We start from the raw sequence: 16,073 nt of genomic DNA, 5'->3' as shown, positions 1-16,073 counted from the left end.
TTGAGATTCGGCCGTAGGCCGCTAATGCCTTAAACATAGCATTTTGCGGCCTGTCGCGCTTATTTGATGCGATCTCTTAATGCGGAATTTCGCCTTTGATTCCCTGTACATACCAATTCATGCCAGCGATTTCTTCGTGGGACAGCTCTTCACCGGCGGACGCTTTTAACTCGCCTTTCTGGTTGTAGATAGGGCCGGTAAAAGGTTTCAGTTTGCCGGACTTGATGTCTGCGATCATGGTTTCCGCGTCTTTCACCACATCAGCAGGAATCGCCTTGCTGAACTCCGGCAACAGAATCATGTCCTCCGCCATGCCGCCCCAATAATCGCGGGGCTTCCAGGTTCCGTCCATGACGCTTTGCACAGTGTGTATGTAGTGGTAGGACCAGTCGTCCACTACCGACACCAGATGCGCTTTGGGTCCGAAACGGGACATGTCGGAGGATTGTCCGACGGCGTACACGCCACGTTGCTCCGCCACTTGCATGGCGGCGGGGCTGTCCGTGTGTTGCAGGATGACGTCGACGCCCTGATCGATCATGACGTTGGCGGCTTCCGCTTCTTTCGCCGGGTCGAACCAACTGCTGACCCAGAGAATCTTCAGTTCATAATCCGGGTTGACCTTGTTCATGGCGAGACGCACGGCGTTGATGTCGCGAATGACTTCAGGAATGGGAAAGGAGGCGATGTAACCGAGTTTGCCGGTTTTGCTCATTTTCGCCGCCACATAGCCGGATACGTAGCGTCCTTCGTAGGTATTGGAAATATAGGTGCTGACATTGTTGGTGCGTTTGTAGCCGGTGGCGTGTTCGAATACAACGTTAGGGAACTGGGCCGCCACTTTCAGGGTGGGATTCATGAAACCGAAAGAGGTGGTGAAGATCACCTTATGCCCGGACCTGGCCAGATTACGAATGACTCGCTCTGCGTCGGCGCCTTCCGGCACATTTTCCACATACGCCGTTTTGACTTTGTCGCCGTAATGCTTCCCCAACGCCTGACGGCCTTGATCATGTTGATAGGACCAGCCGTGATCGCCGATGGGGCCGACATAGACAAACCCCACCTTAAAGGGCTCCTCTGCGTTGCTGATGAGCGAAGTCAGCAGCGCCACGGCGCCGAACACGGCGATCAGCGGTTGACGGGCTTTCTTGAGTAACGCAGTAATGCTGAAATTCAACATCGTAATTTATGCTCCCGGATCGTTTTTTTCTGTTTATTGACGGCGGGTAGCCTCTGCTCAGCGGCCGCCGCTGATGCAGAAGCAATTTTATGACCAGCCGGCCAGGTTTGCGGAAACTACCGCCGTATTCAGCGACGGGCTGCGTCACCGGCGATTCACTCAAGCACCGATATTGAACCTTTACTTTCCTGAAGTACATATATGCCCTCAAATGGGGCGCATAGTGATCCGCCACAGCGAGAACATGGAGTCCAATTTGGTCGTTTTGATGCGTAATCTGGATAGCGCAGTAAGGCCTGATTTAAGTTCGCGCATGACGTCTTCGTTCTTCCCGACGGACGCCATGCGCGCCTTTTTCATCGGATGATAAGGAGGTCTGTTATGCAATCAATATCTCAGCGCCATGAATATTCGGAATGCGTCAGCGAATTGAAACGTTGGTTTCCGCAAGACCGCTCCATTTCGCAGGAAAATCCTGTACCTCCCCATACTTTTGAGTTTGCTCTGGCTTTGGCTGGCGCGGTGTCTGGCGGCGCCTACGCGGCGGGGTTTATGGATGTGTTGTTCGAGGTTATGGATGCATGGGAGGCGGCGAGGGGGCTGGCGGGCGTTCCCGTTCACCACGTGCGCTTAAAAACGGTATCCGGCGCTTCCGCCGGGGCTATGAACGGCGCGCTGGCGGCGCTGTTCGCCAGACGAAGCTTCAAGCACGGGCGCCATCCCAGGGAGGAGTCCGGCTACTTATTCAACAATCCGTTTTATCAGGTTTGGGTCAGAGATATTGACGCCCAACGCCTGTTGCGTCCTGACGATCTGGGAAAGGGTTCGGCGTTACGATCGCTTTTGAATTCTGCGCACCTGGATCAAGTGGCGGAATCCCTGTTGCGACGCCTGGACGCCACCGCAGAGTCGTCTGATGGATTTCAGCGGCCCTGGATGGGAGACGCCTTCAGCCTGCACTTTACGGTATCCAACTTACGCGGCGTTCCCTATGTATTCGCTTTCGCTGCGCCAAAGGGAGAGGGCCCGGGGGCGCGTGACCTGACAGGGCATCTTTCGCGGTTGCATCAGGATCATTTGAGTTTCGCAGTCCCGGTTAGTGGGGTTGTTCAGGCGTTGGATTTTCCGCCGGACCATCGTGCAATGCCCTTGGATTTTTTGAATGAATCCTGGCGTGGCCTGATACAGGGAGCGCTGGCGGCGGGGGCTTTTCCTGTTGCGTTGCAGGCGAGAACCTTGCGGCGTCCCCGTAGTGATTATGACTGGCGCTTTATTCGCTGCGATGACGAGGGGGTATACCGGTTTGTCACGCCGGCGTGGGGACAGGAAGAGGAGCAAGACGAGTCCTACTGCTTTCTCAATGTGGATGGCGGCGTGATGAACAATGAGCCGTTTCAGTTGGCCCGGCGGACGTTATCCGGCCTGGATGGACGTAATCCTCGCTCCGGCGTTGCGGCGAATCGGGCGGTTATCATGCTGGACCCGTTCCCGGAAGCGCCTGCGCCGGGGCTGGCGGATCAGGGCTCCCTGGCTCATATCCTCGTGGGGTTGCTTAGCGGTCTCAAGAATCAAACCCGGTTTGATTGTCAGGACATTCGTCTGGCGGACTCTGGCGATATTTACTCCCGTTTTCTGGTGGCGCCTCGGCGTCCCGGCAAAAAGGGAAGGTTGGATATCGCCGCTGGCGGATTACAGGGTTTTCTTGGATTCTTTGCGGAGTCCTATCGCCATCATGACTTCTTTCTTGGACGGCTTAACGGATATAAGTTTCTACGCGACTGGTTTGTTTTGCCCGCCGCCAACCCCATCATCCAGCATGGATACGCCTCGCTCAGCGATGCCGGACGGGAGCGTTTCGCCTCTCGAGTTCGGCGGGATCATTATCAAATCGCGCCTTTGATGGCTGGCGTCAGTGAGCATTTTGAAGGCGACGCAACGGAAAGTCCTATGCCGAGATGGCCTGGCGCTCTGAGTCGCGCCGAGTTGACGCTGGCGGAAGGGTGGATTCGGGATCGCCTGGACGTAGTGTGGCCGCAAGTGCTGGAAGAAGTGCGTGGCGTCTCCTCTGGATGGCGGGGGAGGTTGTTAAGGCTCGGCGTCGGTTTGTGTGAGCGGCCGGTAAAGGCGAAGCTGTTGGATAAGGTGATGCAGGAGCTGCGCGGGGCGATGCGCGAGATGTCCGAAGGATGAGGCCGGCGCCCTTAGCTGGGCGCCGGGACCTGATCAGGCTCAGGAAGGATCTGTCAGTGATCCGGCCTTAAGCGGCGCCGTTGCTTGTCGGGATGCGATATATTCCGGACGCGGCTGGTGGTCGCTGAAAGGCGTTTCCAGGCGATTGCTCCAGGCGTTGTAAACAAAGAAGGCGTTGGAGCGCGGGAAAGGCGAGATATTGCTGTTCGAGCCGTGCATGGTGTTGCAGTCGAACAATATCACGGAGCCGGGTTTGCCGGTGGCGGTGGCGATGCCGCCTTCGTTGACCAGCGTGCTCAAGGCGATGTCGTCAGGGACGCCATATTCCTGGCGCTTCAAAGACGTCTTGTAGTTATCCTCTGGGGTGCCGTCGACGCAGGCGATGTAGTATTGATGCGAACCGGGCACCAGCATCAGCGGACCGTTGTATTCGAAATTTTCGGTCAGGGTAATGGAGGCGCTGAGGGCCCGCATGCGCGGCATGCCGTCTTCCACGTGCCAGGTTTCGAAGTCGGAGTGCCAATTGAATTCCTTGCCGCGGAAACCAGGCTTGTAGTTCAGCCGGGACTGGTGGATATACAGATCGTCGCCGAGGATAAAACGAATGATGTTCACCAGTCGCTGGTCGGTGGCGAGCCTGGAAAATAACGGGCTAAGCTGGTGAACGCTGAATATGGAGCGCACCGACTGGCTTTCCGGCTCCGTAATGGTCTCTTTGCGCTTGGCGATCATGGGATTGCGGCGCATTCTCTCCATTTCTTCGGTCAGCAGCGCGACTTCTTCCTGAGAGAACAGTTCGGGCAGCATCAGGAAGCCGTTTTTGTCATAGCTTTCCACCTGCTCTTGAGTCAGAGGGCAGGAGGCGTCGTACTCACTGTAAACCACCGGATCACAACGCTTGAGAATGCAGACTTCCGAACTTTTGCGCGAGGGATAAGGGTCCGGCGGGGTGAGGTGGGCTTTATCAAGGATCATGTTCATGGTATTGGTCTACTCCATTATGGTTTCTGCTTCCAGGGGGTACACGCCATTTTCGTCGTGGGTCTCTTTGCCGTTCAGCGGCGGATTGAAGACGCAGGCGACGGTCATTTCACTAAAGGCGCGCAGCAGGTGTTTGTCGTGTTTATCCAACACGTAAAGGGTGCCGGGCTTGATAGCGTAAACTTCGCCATCAGCGACGGTCTCCACTTCGCCTTCACCGGAAATGCAATACACCGATTCCAGATGGTTCTGGTAATGAATCGGCGTTTCCTTGTTGGCGTATAAAGTGGTGATATGAAAGGAAAAGCCCATGTTGTCGTCTTTCAACAGCATGCGGACGCTTTCCCAATTGTCCGCTTTTACTCTGCGATCAGATTGGCGGGCTTGTTCCAGTGTTCTAACGATCATTGCATTTGGCTCCTGCAATAAGTCTGAATTCGTGACGGATGTGTGACGAGTGAGAAGGATTTCAGCTGGCTTTGCTGATTTCATGCACCAGAGCGTCTTCTACGCACTGCGCCAGAATCGCCAGCCCTTCTTTCAGTTCCTGCTCAGAGATCACTAGCGGGCACAGGCACTTCACTACCTGGGATTCAGAGCCGCTGGTCTCGATGATCAGGCCTTTCTGGAACGCGCGTTTACAAATAGCGGCGGCCAGATCTCCGTCGCGACAATTCAGACCGCGCATCATGCCGCGGCCGCGAGCCTGCATGAGCGTTTTTCCGTGCTTGTCAGCGATCTTGTTCAATTCAGTGCGCAGGATTTCGCTTTTGCGTTCGATCTCCGCGGCGAAGTCCGGGGTGGACCAGTAGTGGCGAATGGCGGCGGCGGCGGTAACGAAAGCGTGATTGTTGCCGCGGAAAGTGCCGTTATGCTCGCCCGGCTTCCACTGGTCGTGTTCGGGCTTGATCAGGGTGACGGCGAAAGGAAGTCCGAAACCGCTGAGCGACTTCGACAACGTGACGATATCCGGTTTGATCCCGGCTTTTTCGAAGCTGAAAAAGGTTCCTGTGCGGCCACAGCCGGCCTGGATGTCGTCCACGATCAGCAGGATGCCGTGTTTGCGGCAGATGGCCTCCACATTGCGCAGCCAACGCTCGCTGGCCACATTCAGGCCGCCTTCGCCCTGCACGGTTTCCAGGATAACCGCCGCTGGCAGGTCCAAGCCGCTGCTGTTGTCAGAGATCATCTTGTCGAGGAATTTACTGGTGTCTACGTCTTTGCCCAGATAGCCGTCGTAGGGTAAGTGAGTGACGCAGTTCAACGGCACGCCCGCGGCATCGCGGTGATGGCTGTTACCAGTGGCCGCCAGAGAGCCCAGAGTGACTCCGTGAAAGCCATTGGTAAAGGCCACAACATTGTGCCGTCCGGTGACGTTGCGAGCGATTTTGAGTGCGGCTTCCACGGCGTTGGCGCCGGTCGGGCCGGTAAACTGGACAACATACTCCAGCTTGCGTGGCTCCAGGATGCGCTCTTTGAATTCGGTCAGAAAACGCGCTTTGGCGTCTGTGTGCATATCGAGACCGTGGGCGACGCCGTCCTGACTGATGTATTCCAGCAGCGCTTCTTTCAGTACAGGGTTGTTGTGCCCGTAATTCAATGTGCCGGCGCCAGCCAGAAAATCGAGGTGCTTGTCGCCGTCAACGTCATAAAGATGAACGCCTTTGGCCTTGTTGAAAATTTTGGGAAATGAGCGGGCGTAACTTTGTACGCCGGATTCTACTTCTTGGAAAATATTCATGGTTTCTCCTTGTCGTAGCTGATGAATGTCAAGCATGGTGTGGTGAGCCCGCGACGGCGAAATGCTCCGTCGTCTGGTTTTAATCCGAATACACTCCCTTGCTCCGGATATGGGTCCTGCGACCGGATCGCTTAAGTCTGCGTCAATCGCGCAGACAGGATGGGTCGAACGGGCCTATGGTCAGTAATACTTCTTCTTCGTGATCGTCAGTAAACTGCGACGCATCGAACAGGGTGCGTCGTTGCATCTCCGCTCCCAAGTCCCCGGCCAGTTTTTCGAACAGTTTCCAGGAGGCCTGGTTGCTGGGGTTTATGGTCGTTTGCAGATGCGATACGTTTCGGCAGGCGTCACGCGCAAGAATGGCGCGCAGCATTTTTCCCGCCAGTCCTTTTCCCCGCATGGTTCTATCAACCGCCACCTGCCAGATGAACAGGGTGTTGGCGTCTTCCGGCAGGAGGTATCCGGATATAAATCCTCCTGGGGTTATCTTTCCACTTTCATCAGCGCTTTCCGCCACGACGCAGGTGTTCGCCCAATGCGTGCATTGCAGCAGATTGCAGTAAACCGAATTTTCGTCCAGTGGCGGACAGTGTGAGATAAGTTGGTGAACGGAAGGGCCGTCGTCGGCGGTGGGCGTGCGCAGAATAATCTCTGGCTGACGCCTGTCTGGAATGTGCATAGCTGTAATTTTGTTTCTCATGGGGTGGAGGATTCTAAACAGTTAATACTTAGAATACAAACTAAATATTTCTTGTGTATTTCAGTCATGTCAGCAAATTGGCGTTATTTTGCGGAGCTTGTAGCGTTGAAATATTAAAAATAAGTTACAGTAAAAAGTAATAATTTTGGAGACTTGAGTACGTGTAGGCCGGGTCCCGCAAGCGTTACGGATGGTGTGGTTAAAAACCGATCAGGCTGGCGTTGAATGAAATTGTCATTAGAAGGTTGGGCTTGCAGAAGGGGGGGGAAGCCAGAAGGGGTGAGCCAGAAGAGGATGGTGTGAAGCGCTGGAGACGGAAAGCTTGGAGTAGAAATGAAAAGGGGCCGCCAATGTGGAGCCCCTTTTCGAACCTTGATGCTTGGAAGTCTGCTTTAGAGCGCTTAGATGCTGCTCAGTAGTCTGCGAATGGTGACTTCTTGCTCTTCCAGGAAGCTTCTGGCGTCCTGTGCTGGGATGTACAGAGACTCCCAGCCGTATTTTAGTCTGACGGTTTTCCAGTCTGGGGATTTATCCAGACTGGCGAGCATGTCCGCATATTTGGTGACGGTTTTGTCAGGCGTGCCGGGGGCGACGAAAAAGCCGCGCCAGTTGGCCAGGACAACATCCAGACCTTGCTCTTTCATGGTCGGGATATCAAACCCTTCCAAACGCTCGGCGCTGGTGACGCCCAGTGCGCGCAACTCGCCGGATTTGATCTGTTTTACGACTTCGCCCATGCCGGTCACCATCGCCAAAGCGTAGCCGTTGGAGAATTTACGCATGGCGTCGCCGCCGCCGTCACTGGCGGAGTAACGCAGTTTTTTAGAGGACATGTTGGCTGCTTCCAATACCGCCAATGCGGTAATGTGGTCCAGGCTGCCTTTGGCGGACCCGCCAACAATAGGTTTGCGTTTTCCGATCTCTTTGATGGCCGCCAGCAGCTCATTCATATTTTTGTAGGGGGAATCTTTGTCCACTACCACGACCTGATACTCGGCGATCAGCATGGCGACCGGAGTGACGTCCCGGAATGAGCGTTCGTAAACGCCTGACAGGCTACGCAGAATCAGTGGCAGCGACTGCACCATCAAAGCGTCTTTATATTCTTTGGATGTCGCCAGTGCGTTCAATGCGCGCCCGCCGCCTTCACCGGAATAATTCACATATTTGGCTCCGCCAATGAGCCCCATTTTGGTAAGCGCCGCGCCGGTCTCTCTGGCGGTGGTGTCCCAGCCGCCGCCTTCGCCTGCGGGGATGAGAAACTTTTGCACATCAGCGTGAGCGGTCGGGGCGAGCGCCAGCGTAAGAGCGGCGGCTTGTAAAAACGTTTTCACATTCCTGAAAAATATTGGCATATGCGTCTACCTCCTGTGCTTGAGATTCTAGGTAAGATTTGAACTGGATTACAGGAGTAAGTCGCGCGGCGACGAATATTGTCCGTTACGCTTGTTTGCAGCGTGCGGAAATACGCAGGGAGTGGAAGATTTTGAAGATACTGCTTTCATGGTCTGCTCCTGTTATTTTTATCGAGCATAACGTATAAGCGCCTGAGAAAAAACGAGATTTCTGTAAACACGAACTCGCTTTTTCGCCTGTTTTTTGATCAGAAAAAAAGCAGGGGCGATGCTTCTTCCCGAATATAGAGAGCTAAGCTGTCACCAACCTGTCATGGAAACGTTCCCATTAATTTTTTGTGACAGAGTTTGCATTTTGTTTTACAGCCCGCTGAGGTAGTCGGAGAGGGTATTCTGGGCGCGGGACAGCTCATTAACGCCTTGCTCTGCGCGGGATACGCCGGCGCACAAACTGAAGCGAACCAGTCTGATTCTTAACCGCTGTCTAAGTGGGCGCTGTTTACACTTGAGATCGGCGGCGGGTTCAGCGGATTTGGAAACATGGCGCTGGCCACGACCGCTTTTCAGTGATGTGGCGACTGCATTATTGAGCTCGCCTTCGTCCGCGTCCATTAGCTCCAGCGCAATATCCGTCTCCTGACGATAGCTGATCAGCGCACGCAATAGTTCCCACGCTCCGCATATCATGAGTTTCATATTCCATATTCCGCTTTACCGGTCCCTGTATTTCCGAGCATAACTTATGCCGTGATTGCGTGTATGACTCTGATCAATCTCTTTCTGGCGGTCGCCTACTCGACGGCTCCATATTGAAAAGGGAACCCTAACATGGATTTAATGCTATGCGAGTGACTGGATATTCGCCATTTTGCCGCGTATAGATGTAGTTCAGGCGTTTTCGCAAATGTGCAGTTTTGCATCGACGCGGCTGGCGACGACGTCGGCTTTTGAACGCGAAACTGTTAGAGGATTTCACAATAATCATGTCATGGCCGGCGTTGCATACGCTTGATGTGACGGTAGGAGGTGGTTCGTGTCTTCATTGCCCAGCGCTGTTTTTGCTAATACTCGTGGTGTCGCCAATAGCCACGGCGCCGTAAATAGTCATGGCGCCAAGAGTTGCTTTATTTGCGGTCAGGCGGTGCAACGTGTTGTGGTGGGCGCGGCGGCGTTGTCGGAACTGACTTGCGATAACCCGGAATGCCGACGTCTGTCGGAGCGCAGAGCTTCAACACCGCCCGCCCTGTTTGACGCACAGGTGAAATTTCATCGTCAGCGGATGCAGGAAAGAAAAGTCCTCGCGGAAGCGGAGCAGCGCCGGATAGAAACTCAAAGCGCGGAGGAAGCGAAGCAGAATCAGGCGCTGTATGCTCACCTCGCCAAGTCGGAGGGCCTGGATCCCGAAGGGACGCCGGTCACCATTCCCACTGCGCCGACGCGCCTCGCCACGTTGCCGAAACATCGTATTCGGCAGTATCGCGACTTCCTTACTCAAATTATCAGCGAGGCCTGTATGCACGGCCTGGAGGACAGTTCCGACGAACGCGACAGCCGCGCACGGGCGGAAGCCAATAACAAGCCTTTGGAGCACTCCGAAACCCTGGCCAATATGAACATGCATCTTTGCACTATGTGTAAGGGCGGCTGCTGCACCAGCGGGCGTGAGCACGCTTATCTGTCGGCCAGCGTTATTCGGCGTTTTATGCGTGAAAATCCTGAGCTTCGTCCCCGCCACGTTCTACAGCTCTATCTGGAAAAACTTTCCGGTAAGTCCATTCGCGGCTCTTGCATCAATCATACAAACAAAGGCTGCAGTCTCCCGCGGGAGATGCGTTCAGACATTTGTAACGGCTACTTTTGTGATTCGCTGAAAAGCTTCAACCGAAAGTATGCGCGAGAGACGCCGCCGTCGCGCATTATCGCCATCGCCAGGGCGCAGGACAATTGGAGCCGCTTTCATCCTGAACAAAGCAATGACGTGGTCGCCGTCGCGGTGGTGTCGTCGGATGAGGCGAAACTACTGCCGTTGCCGGAAAGCCCACGCGTGTAGATCGACGCGTGGGCGGCTGAAGACTAGATCTCCAGTTGCGCCTCATCCAGATATTCCGGCGCGGAGGCGCGCCAGCCCAACTCATCGGCGATGCGCAGCCTTAACGCATCCGCCGCAACACTCTCGCCGTGGGTGACATAGGTGTGCCGGGGCGCGTGCTTGAAGCCTCTCAGCCAACTCAAAATCTCCGCATAGTCCGCATGCGCGGACAGACTTTCCAAATTGATCACTTCCGCCTTTACCGGGAAATATTCGCCATGAATTTTGACTTTCTCCGCACCATGGGTGAGAGCATCTCCACGTGTGCCCGGGGCCTGGAATCCGGCGAATACAATGGTGTTGCGATGGTCCGGCAACAGGGTCTTGAGATGGTGCAGTACTCGACCGCCGCTGGCCATGCCACTGGCTGAAACTATGATGCAGGGAAACTTCTTGCGATTGAGTTCTATCGATTCCTCTACGGTGCGGACAAAATGCGTGCCCTGATCAATCAGGGCGCAATCTTCCGTGGTGAGGCGGTGTTCTTTGTGATAGTGACAGAAAATCTCGGTGGCGCTGATTGCCATTGGGCTGTTGAGAAACACCGGCAGGTCGGGGATGCTGTTGTCGGCCTTGAGTAACTGGATCAAGTAAAGCAGGTGCTGGGCGCGTCCTACGGCGAAGGCGGGGATCAATACGACGCCGCCGCGCTTGGCGGTGGCGTTGATCGCCTCGCTGAGTTGCGCGCGAACATCGATGTTGTCATGCAGTCGGTCGCCGTAAGTCGACTCCACGACCAGATAGTCCGCCGCCGCAATGGTTTCCGGCGGATACATAATGCGATCATCCTGCCGGCCCAGGTCGCCGGAGAACACGATGGAGCCTTTGGCGCCGCTCAGTTGTACGCTGCCCGCTCCCAAAATATGCCCGGCGCGGTGTATTTCTGCGGTAACGCCGTGGAGTGGGGAAAACTTTTCATGGAAGTCCACGGTTTCAAAATGCTTCAACGCTTCCCATGCGTCTTTCTCTGTGTACAGAGGCAATGCGGGGCTGTGCTTGGAAAACTTGCGTTTGTTGGCGTAACGGGCGTCTTCCTCCTGCAGAAAACCGGAATCCGGCAGTAGCACTTTCGCCAGCGCATAGGTGGCGGGAGTGCAAAAGACTTTGCCTTTGAAGCCGTGTTTCATCAGGGCGGGGATGTAGCCGCTGTGATCCAGGTGGGCGTGGCTGAGCACCACAGACTTGATTTCCGACGCCTTGACGGGGAAAGGTTTCCAGTTACGCTCACGCAGGGCTTTCACGCCTTGATATAAACCGCAATCCAGCAAAAACTTCCCGGAGCCCTCGCTGAGTAAATATTTGGACCCTGTCACCGTACCCGCCGCGCCGAGAAATTTCAGATGCATTGTGAGACTCCCTGAAGAATTAAATAAGCATTCCGTCTACTGTAATGGCGGAGTGAGCTTGGGTTTTTGACTTAACGCAGATAAGCCGTACTCGTGTTTATTACACTGGTCTTAGATGCGCCCTGATGTAGCCTGTTATTATCTTAGTCCAGAAGCGGTTAAGAGGTCGGCGTCACCGACGCGGGCCGGTCGGGGCGAAGTTCGAACAACGTGCGGAAAACAATATGCAGCAACGCGAACTTAATTATTTATTTCTTAAACGGATCGGCATTAATACCCATCAAGAGCCGGTGGTGTATATGCGGCAGGATTGTCACGTATGCCGATCGGAAGGCTTCAATGCGCACTCGCGGGTGCGCGTGACGACCAACAAACGCAGTATCATCGCGACAGTTAACCAGGTCACTGACGGCTGGCTGTCGCACCAGGAAGCGGGACTGTCGGACGCCGCGTGGCGTCTGCTGGACGCGGAAGACGGTGAGGTGGCTTATTTCAGCCACACCAAAGCGGTGGATTCAATGAGTCATGTGCGCGGTAAACTGTATGGCGCCGCGCTGACGCAGGAAAGCGCAGACGAAGTGGTCAGGGATATCGCCGGCGGCCTGTATTCAGACGTGCAGTTGGCGGCGTTCGTCACCGCCTGCGCTGGTAGTCGCTTGAATCAGGATGAAGTGGCGGCGCTCACCAGCGCCATGGTGAAGGTGGGGCAGCGCATCGACTGGGGAACCTCTCCGATCATGGACAAGCATTGTGTCGGCGGTCTGCCGGGCAACCGCACCACGCCGATTGTCGTCGCCATCGTCACCGCCTGCGGCCTGCGTATGCCGAAGACATCCTCCCGTGCGATTACGTCGCCTGCGGGCACCGCCGACACTATGGAAACGATGGCGCCGGTTAATCTTTCTCTGGCGCAAATGAAACAGGTGGTGGAGCAGGAAGGCGGCTGCATCGCCTGGGGCGGCTCAGTGAGCCTGAGCCCGGCGGACGATGTGCTGATTCGCATTGAACGGGCGTTGGACCTGGATAGCGAAGGGCAATTAGTGGCGTCAGTCATTTCCAAAAAAGTGGCGGCGGGTTCCACTCATGTGCTGATAGACATTCCCATCGGCATGACCGCCAAAGTGCGTAGCCCGGAGTATGCGGAGCGTCTGGCCTCCCATATGCGGTATACCGGAGAGAAGCTGGGCATTCAGGTGGAAGCAATGTTCACTGACGGCGCACAGCCGGTCGGGCGAGGCATTGGGCCTGCCCTGGAGGCGCGAGACATATTGGCGGTGCTGCGTAATCAGGCGGAAGCGCCGGCTGATTTGCGCGAACGGGCTTTGACGCTGGCCGGACGTTTATTGGAGATCGGCGGCGTCGCCAGCCATGGCGCCGGCGTCGCCCGCGCCAGGGAGACGCTGGAGTCCGGCGCGGCGCTGACTAAGTTCATGGCCATTTGCGAAGCGCAGGGGGGATTCCATGAGCCGACGCTGGCGCCGCACTGCTATGAAGCCACCGCCGATCGGGTCGGGGTGGTTTCCTTCGTGAATAACCGTTTCGTGGCCAAGTTGGCGAAACTTGCGGGAGCCCCCTCAAACCCGTCTGCGGGTGTGGACTTCCATGTTAAATTGGGGCAAAAGGTGAGAGTGGGAGAACCGCTGTTCAGCATCTATGCGGAAGCGCCTGGCGAATTGGCGTACGCACTGGACTTTTTGCGCGACCATCCCAATGAAATCCGTATAGAAGAGGAAAGTCTATAATGTTGCTTTACAATCTGGCGCCGGGGCATCCGGTGGCTGAGAGGCTCGCCGCCGCCCCTTGGATGGACGTCGGTAACTATCAATTGCGGCAGTTTCCGGATGGCGAAACCTATATCCGCATCGAGGGCGAAACGCCGAAAAAGGCGATTGTGTGCGCTGATCTTTCCAATCCGGATCAGAAAATCCTGCCCGTTTTATTATTCGCCGCCACCTTGAGGGATCTGGGCGCTGAGCATATCACCCTGGTGGCGCCTTATCTGCCCTACATGCGTCAGGACATCCGCTTTCATCCTGGCGAGGGAGTGACGTCGCGTTATTTCGCCCGCATGATTTCCGCCCATTTTGATCGCCTGCTGACAATCGATCCTCATCTGCACCGTTATCACTCACTGGACGAACTTTACACTATTCCCGCCCGCTCATTGGCGGCGGCGCCGGCGATTGCGGACTGGATTCGCACGCATCTGGACAAGCCGGTCATCGTTGGGCCCGATAGCGAAAGCGATCAATGGGTCAGTCATGTGGCGGAGCTGGCGGGATGCGACCGGCTGGTGTTCAGCAAAACCCGCCTTGGCGACAAAGACGTTATTATTGACGCCAGGAACGTGGAGAAGTATCGGGAATATTCTCCGGTGATGGTGGACGATATTATTTCCACCGGGCGCACGATGATTGAAGCCGCTGCGGAACTGGTGGCGGCTGGCTTGCATCGCCCTGTCTGCATTGGCGTGCATGCGGTGTTTGCGGACGACGCTTATCATGCGATCCAGGCGGCGCCCATCGCCCGCACGGTCAGTTGCAATACCGTGATCCACGCCACCAACAGCATTGATGTCGGCGAATTGCTGTTGCAGGCGTTACAGGAGCACTGATCCGCCCGCGTTTGTTACATACGGAAGCTGACGCCGTTGCCGCCGTTCATTTTTGCTTCGGCCAAAGCTTCCTGAGCGCGCTCTATTAAATCCTTCGGCTCCCAACCCTGACTGGGAATATCGCTGGACAGGCCAATGCTGACAGTGACGCTGAAGCGGGCCTCATCCACCTGAATCAAGGTGGCTTCCGTGCGTGAGCGAATCTGCTCCGCTAATTGCAGGGCGCCTTCAGCGGAACAATGCGCCAGCACCAGCACGTAGCAATCCCCTTCATAGCGGAAAATGCTGTCTCCAGCGCGACGCGCCATGGAACTGACTAATTTGGCCAGAGCCTGCAGACAGGTGTCGGCGGCGAATTGCCCGAACTGCTGGTTTACCTTCTGGAAGCGATCAATATCTATAAATACCAGTGACAGCGCCGATATGGAGCGGGAGCAGCGGCTCCATTCCTGCAACAGCACGCGTTCGAAACTGGCCTTGTTCTTCAACTGGGTGAGCTGATCGAACGTGGCGATTTCATTCAGCTGTTCATGGGCGACAGATAGCTTTTTCATCGCCTCATTCAGCTCTTCCGTGCGGATGGCGACGCGGCGCTCCAGCTCATCGTTGGCTTGCTGCTGCGCCATCAGCATCGATTGCTCCGCTTCCCGGGCGCTGCGTTCGCGATGCAGCGCCAGCTCGCGCATGGAAATGTGGCGACGGCGCTCTATGTTGATGCGTTGCGCCAAAGCCAGTGAGAAGATCATCACTTCCAGGCAGGCGCCTATCTGCGGCATGAAGCCAATAATGGTCAGGTTCGGAATCAACCCGATTTTCTCCAGAGAAATGGCGATATTGCCAAACAGGAATACGGCCCAGGCCAAGGTGAAGTAGGCGGCGGTGGGTTCGCGACGCGACCATTGCAGAAGGCCGATGACCAGCCAGGTTATCGACACCACCCCGGTGGCCAGCACCGCTATTTTGATGCCAGTGGCGTAGCTGGCGGAGAACGCAAGCGCGCAGCAGATCAAGCCGAAAAAAGCGCAACTGATGCCGATGTAGGGCAGGAATCCTCCACGCACATTGAGGTTGAGAAAACGATAGCCGAACAATGAGGCGAAGGTGACGCTACAGCCTATGAAAAATACCAGGCTGATCTGATTCCATTGCGGCGAATGCGGCCAGATAAATTGAAATGGCGTGCCATGCAACGCCAGTTGCACGACTGCGATAGACACCACATAGCCCACGTAATGGATGAAAGTCAGATCGCGGATAACAAACCCGAGAGCGAGATTGTAAGCGGCCATGGCCAGCATGATGCCGCTGAACAGGAATTGGGCGGCGAGCTTCCACTGGTCGGCCTGTACGAAGGCGGTGGGAGACCAAAGATCCGCTGGTAGTTCCAGTGCGCCCTGCGTGTCGATGCGGATATAAACCGTCGACTTGCTATGAGGTTTGAACTTGAACGGGAAAATAAAATTGCGATGAAGCACGGGGCGTTCGCTAAAATTGAGCGTGTCGCCGCTGTGATACGCCTCGACGACTTTTTCCTCTTCTGTCAGATAGACCCTAATATCGTCCAATACCGGATAACTGATTTCCAACCAGCGTTCCACGGGCTCGGCGCTGGCGTTAGTGATGCTGAAACGAAACCAGTGCGGCGACACGTCGAGACCGAAGTTGGGGTCGAAGCGGCTGTTTTGCCGCCACCCCATCGGGGCGGTTTTGCGCTCAAGAATATCCTGGACTTTAATCTCTCCATGGGTTTCCGCCACCCACCAGAGATATGGGGCGACATCCAGACGTTCCTGGCGGGATGTGAGTTGAATGGAGTTATAGGTCGAAGCGAGGGCCTGTACGCATAGCAGGAATAATCCGCACATGGCTGCGCT

14 protein-coding genes are annotated in these 16,073 nt (G+C 55.7%); 5 read left to right on the top strand and 9 right to left on the bottom strand.

The window, feature by feature from the left end; translation table 11 throughout:
• Positions 1-76 precede the first annotated feature (76 nt).
• The gene (locus O5O45_RS18705) at positions 77-1,183 is read right to left on the bottom strand and encodes a BMP family ABC transporter substrate-binding protein (RefSeq protein WP_305900876.1); all 1,107 of its coding nucleotides are present in this window, start codon (positions 1,181-1,183) and stop codon (positions 77-79) included.
• 73 nt (positions 1,184-1,256) lie between these two features.
• On the opposite strand from O5O45_RS18705, the gene O5O45_RS18700 reads away from it, so the two are divergent.
• Entirely contained in the window at positions 1,257-1,550 is a 294-nt protein-coding gene (locus O5O45_RS18700; RefSeq protein ID WP_305900875.1) for a hypothetical protein, read from the top strand.
• A 14-nt stretch (positions 1,551-1,564) separates the two neighbouring features.
• Positions 1,565-3,373: a patatin-like phospholipase family protein gene (locus tag O5O45_RS18695; RefSeq protein ID WP_305900874.1), complete on the top strand. Its 1,809-nt coding sequence runs from the start codon at positions 1,565-1,567 to the stop codon at positions 3,371-3,373.
• Between the two features lie 39 nt (positions 3,374-3,412).
• Here the strand turns inward: O5O45_RS18695 and thpD are convergent, their stop codons facing one another.
• From thpD to O5O45_RS18665, 6 genes are all read right to left on the bottom strand, one after another.
• Positions 3,413-4,354, bottom strand: coding sequence for an ectoine hydroxylase (gene thpD, locus O5O45_RS18690; protein WP_305900873.1), 942 nt, complete (start codon positions 4,352-4,354; stop codon positions 3,413-3,415).
• Positions 4,355-4,363: 9 nt separating this feature from the next.
• Positions 4,364-4,762: an ectoine synthase gene (locus O5O45_RS18685; protein WP_279505445.1), complete on the bottom strand. Its 399-nt coding sequence runs from the start codon at positions 4,760-4,762 to the stop codon at positions 4,364-4,366.
• A gap of 61 nt (positions 4,763-4,823) precedes the next feature.
• Complete coding sequence (gene ectB / locus O5O45_RS18680; protein ID WP_305900872.1) at positions 4,824-6,095, bottom strand: diaminobutyrate--2-oxoglutarate transaminase; 1,272 nt, start codon at positions 6,093-6,095, stop codon at positions 4,824-4,826.
• 142 nt (positions 6,096-6,237) lie between these two features.
• Positions 6,238-6,795, bottom strand: coding sequence for a diaminobutyrate acetyltransferase (gene ectA, locus O5O45_RS18675; RefSeq protein WP_305900871.1), 558 nt, complete (start codon positions 6,793-6,795; stop codon positions 6,238-6,240).
• 401 nt (positions 6,796-7,196) lie between these two features.
• On the bottom strand, positions 7,197-8,150 hold the full coding sequence (locus tag O5O45_RS18670; protein WP_305900870.1) for a tripartite tricarboxylate transporter substrate binding protein: 954 nt from the start codon (positions 8,148-8,150) through the stop codon (positions 7,197-7,199).
• A gap of 360 nt (positions 8,151-8,510) precedes the next feature.
• Positions 8,511-8,846 carry a hypothetical protein gene (locus tag O5O45_RS18665; RefSeq protein WP_305900869.1) on the bottom strand — a complete coding sequence of 112 codons (336 nt, stop codon included), beginning with the start codon at positions 8,844-8,846 and terminating at the stop codon, positions 8,511-8,513.
• A gap of 337 nt (positions 8,847-9,183) precedes the next feature.
• Between O5O45_RS18665 and O5O45_RS18660 the strand changes: the two genes are divergently transcribed.
• Complete coding sequence (locus O5O45_RS18660) at positions 9,184-10,200, top strand: hypothetical protein (RefSeq protein WP_305900868.1); 1,017 nt, start codon at positions 9,184-9,186, stop codon at positions 10,198-10,200.
• A gap of 23 nt (positions 10,201-10,223) precedes the next feature.
• Here O5O45_RS18660 and O5O45_RS18655 read toward each other — a convergent pair whose 3' ends face one another.
• Positions 10,224-11,585, bottom strand: a complete 1,362-nt coding sequence (locus tag O5O45_RS18655; RefSeq protein WP_305900867.1) for an MBL fold metallo-hydrolase RNA specificity domain-containing protein — start codon at positions 11,583-11,585, stop codon at positions 10,224-10,226.
• A gap of 224 nt (positions 11,586-11,809) precedes the next feature.
• Here O5O45_RS18655 and O5O45_RS18650 point away from each other — a divergent pair, with 224 nt between their 5' ends.
• Positions 11,810-13,327: a thymidine phosphorylase family protein gene (locus O5O45_RS18650; RefSeq protein ID WP_305900866.1), complete on the top strand. Its 1,518-nt coding sequence runs from the start codon at positions 11,810-11,812 to the stop codon at positions 13,325-13,327.
• The gene (locus O5O45_RS18645; RefSeq protein ID WP_305900865.1) at positions 13,327-14,199 is read left to right on the top strand and encodes a ribose-phosphate pyrophosphokinase; all 873 of its coding nucleotides are present in this window, start codon (positions 13,327-13,329) and stop codon (positions 14,197-14,199) included. Before O5O45_RS18650 ends, O5O45_RS18645 begins: the two co-directional genes overlap by 1 nt.
• Positions 14,200-14,213: 14 nt before the next feature.
• Here the strand turns inward: O5O45_RS18645 and O5O45_RS18640 are convergent, their stop codons facing one another.
• A complete protein-coding gene (locus tag O5O45_RS18640; protein WP_305900864.1) occupies positions 14,214-16,064 on the bottom strand; it encodes a sensor domain-containing diguanylate cyclase in 1,851 nt (616 codons plus the stop codon).
• Positions 16,065-16,073 lie beyond the last annotated feature (9 nt).

It is taken from the genome of Hahella sp. HNIBRBA332 (assembly GCF_030719035.1).
Lineage (GTDB): Bacteria > Pseudomonadota > Gammaproteobacteria > Pseudomonadales > Oleiphilaceae > Hahella.
This window is presented reverse-complemented; position numbering and strand designations above follow the sequence as displayed.

Bases quoted from the DNA above. Each gene is read 5' to 3' on its own strand.
- O5O45_RS18665 (WP_305900869.1), bottom strand. From the start codon at position 8,846: ATGAAACTCATGATATGCGGAGCGTGGGAACTATTGCGTGCGCTGATC.
- O5O45_RS18700 (WP_305900875.1), top strand. From the start codon at position 1,257: ATGCAGAAGCAATTTTATGACCAGCCGGCCAGGTTTGCGGAAACTACC.
- O5O45_RS18685 (WP_279505445.1), bottom strand. From the start codon at position 4,762: ATGATCGTTAGAACACTGGAACAAGCCCGCCAATCTGATCGCAGAGTA.
- thpD (WP_305900873.1), bottom strand. From the start codon at position 4,354: ATGAACATGATCCTTGATAAAGCCCACCTCACCCCGCCGGACCCTTAT.
- O5O45_RS18670 (WP_305900870.1), bottom strand. From the start codon at position 8,150: ATGCCAATATTTTTCAGGAATGTGAAAACGTTTTTACAAGCCGCCGCT.
- O5O45_RS18650 (WP_305900866.1), top strand. From the start codon at position 11,810: ATGCAGCAACGCGAACTTAATTATTTATTTCTTAAACGGATCGGCATT.
- O5O45_RS18640 (WP_305900864.1), bottom strand. From the start codon at position 16,064: ATGTGCGGATTATTCCTGCTATGCGTACAGGCCCTCGCTTCGACCTAT.
- ectA (WP_305900871.1), bottom strand. From the start codon at position 6,795: ATGAGAAACAAAATTACAGCTATGCACATTCCAGACAGGCGTCAGCCA.
- O5O45_RS18705 (WP_305900876.1), bottom strand. From the start codon at position 1,183: ATGTTGAATTTCAGCATTACTGCGTTACTCAAGAAAGCCCGTCAACCG.
- ectB (WP_305900872.1), bottom strand. From the start codon at position 6,095: ATGAATATTTTCCAAGAAGTAGAATCCGGCGTACAAAGTTACGCCCGC.
- O5O45_RS18655 (WP_305900867.1), bottom strand. From the start codon at position 11,585: ATGCATCTGAAATTTCTCGGCGCGGCGGGTACGGTGACAGGGTCCAAA.
- O5O45_RS18645 (WP_305900865.1), top strand. From the start codon at position 13,327: ATGTTGCTTTACAATCTGGCGCCGGGGCATCCGGTGGCTGAGAGGCTC.
- O5O45_RS18695 (WP_305900874.1), top strand. From the start codon at position 1,565: ATGCAATCAATATCTCAGCGCCATGAATATTCGGAATGCGTCAGCGAA.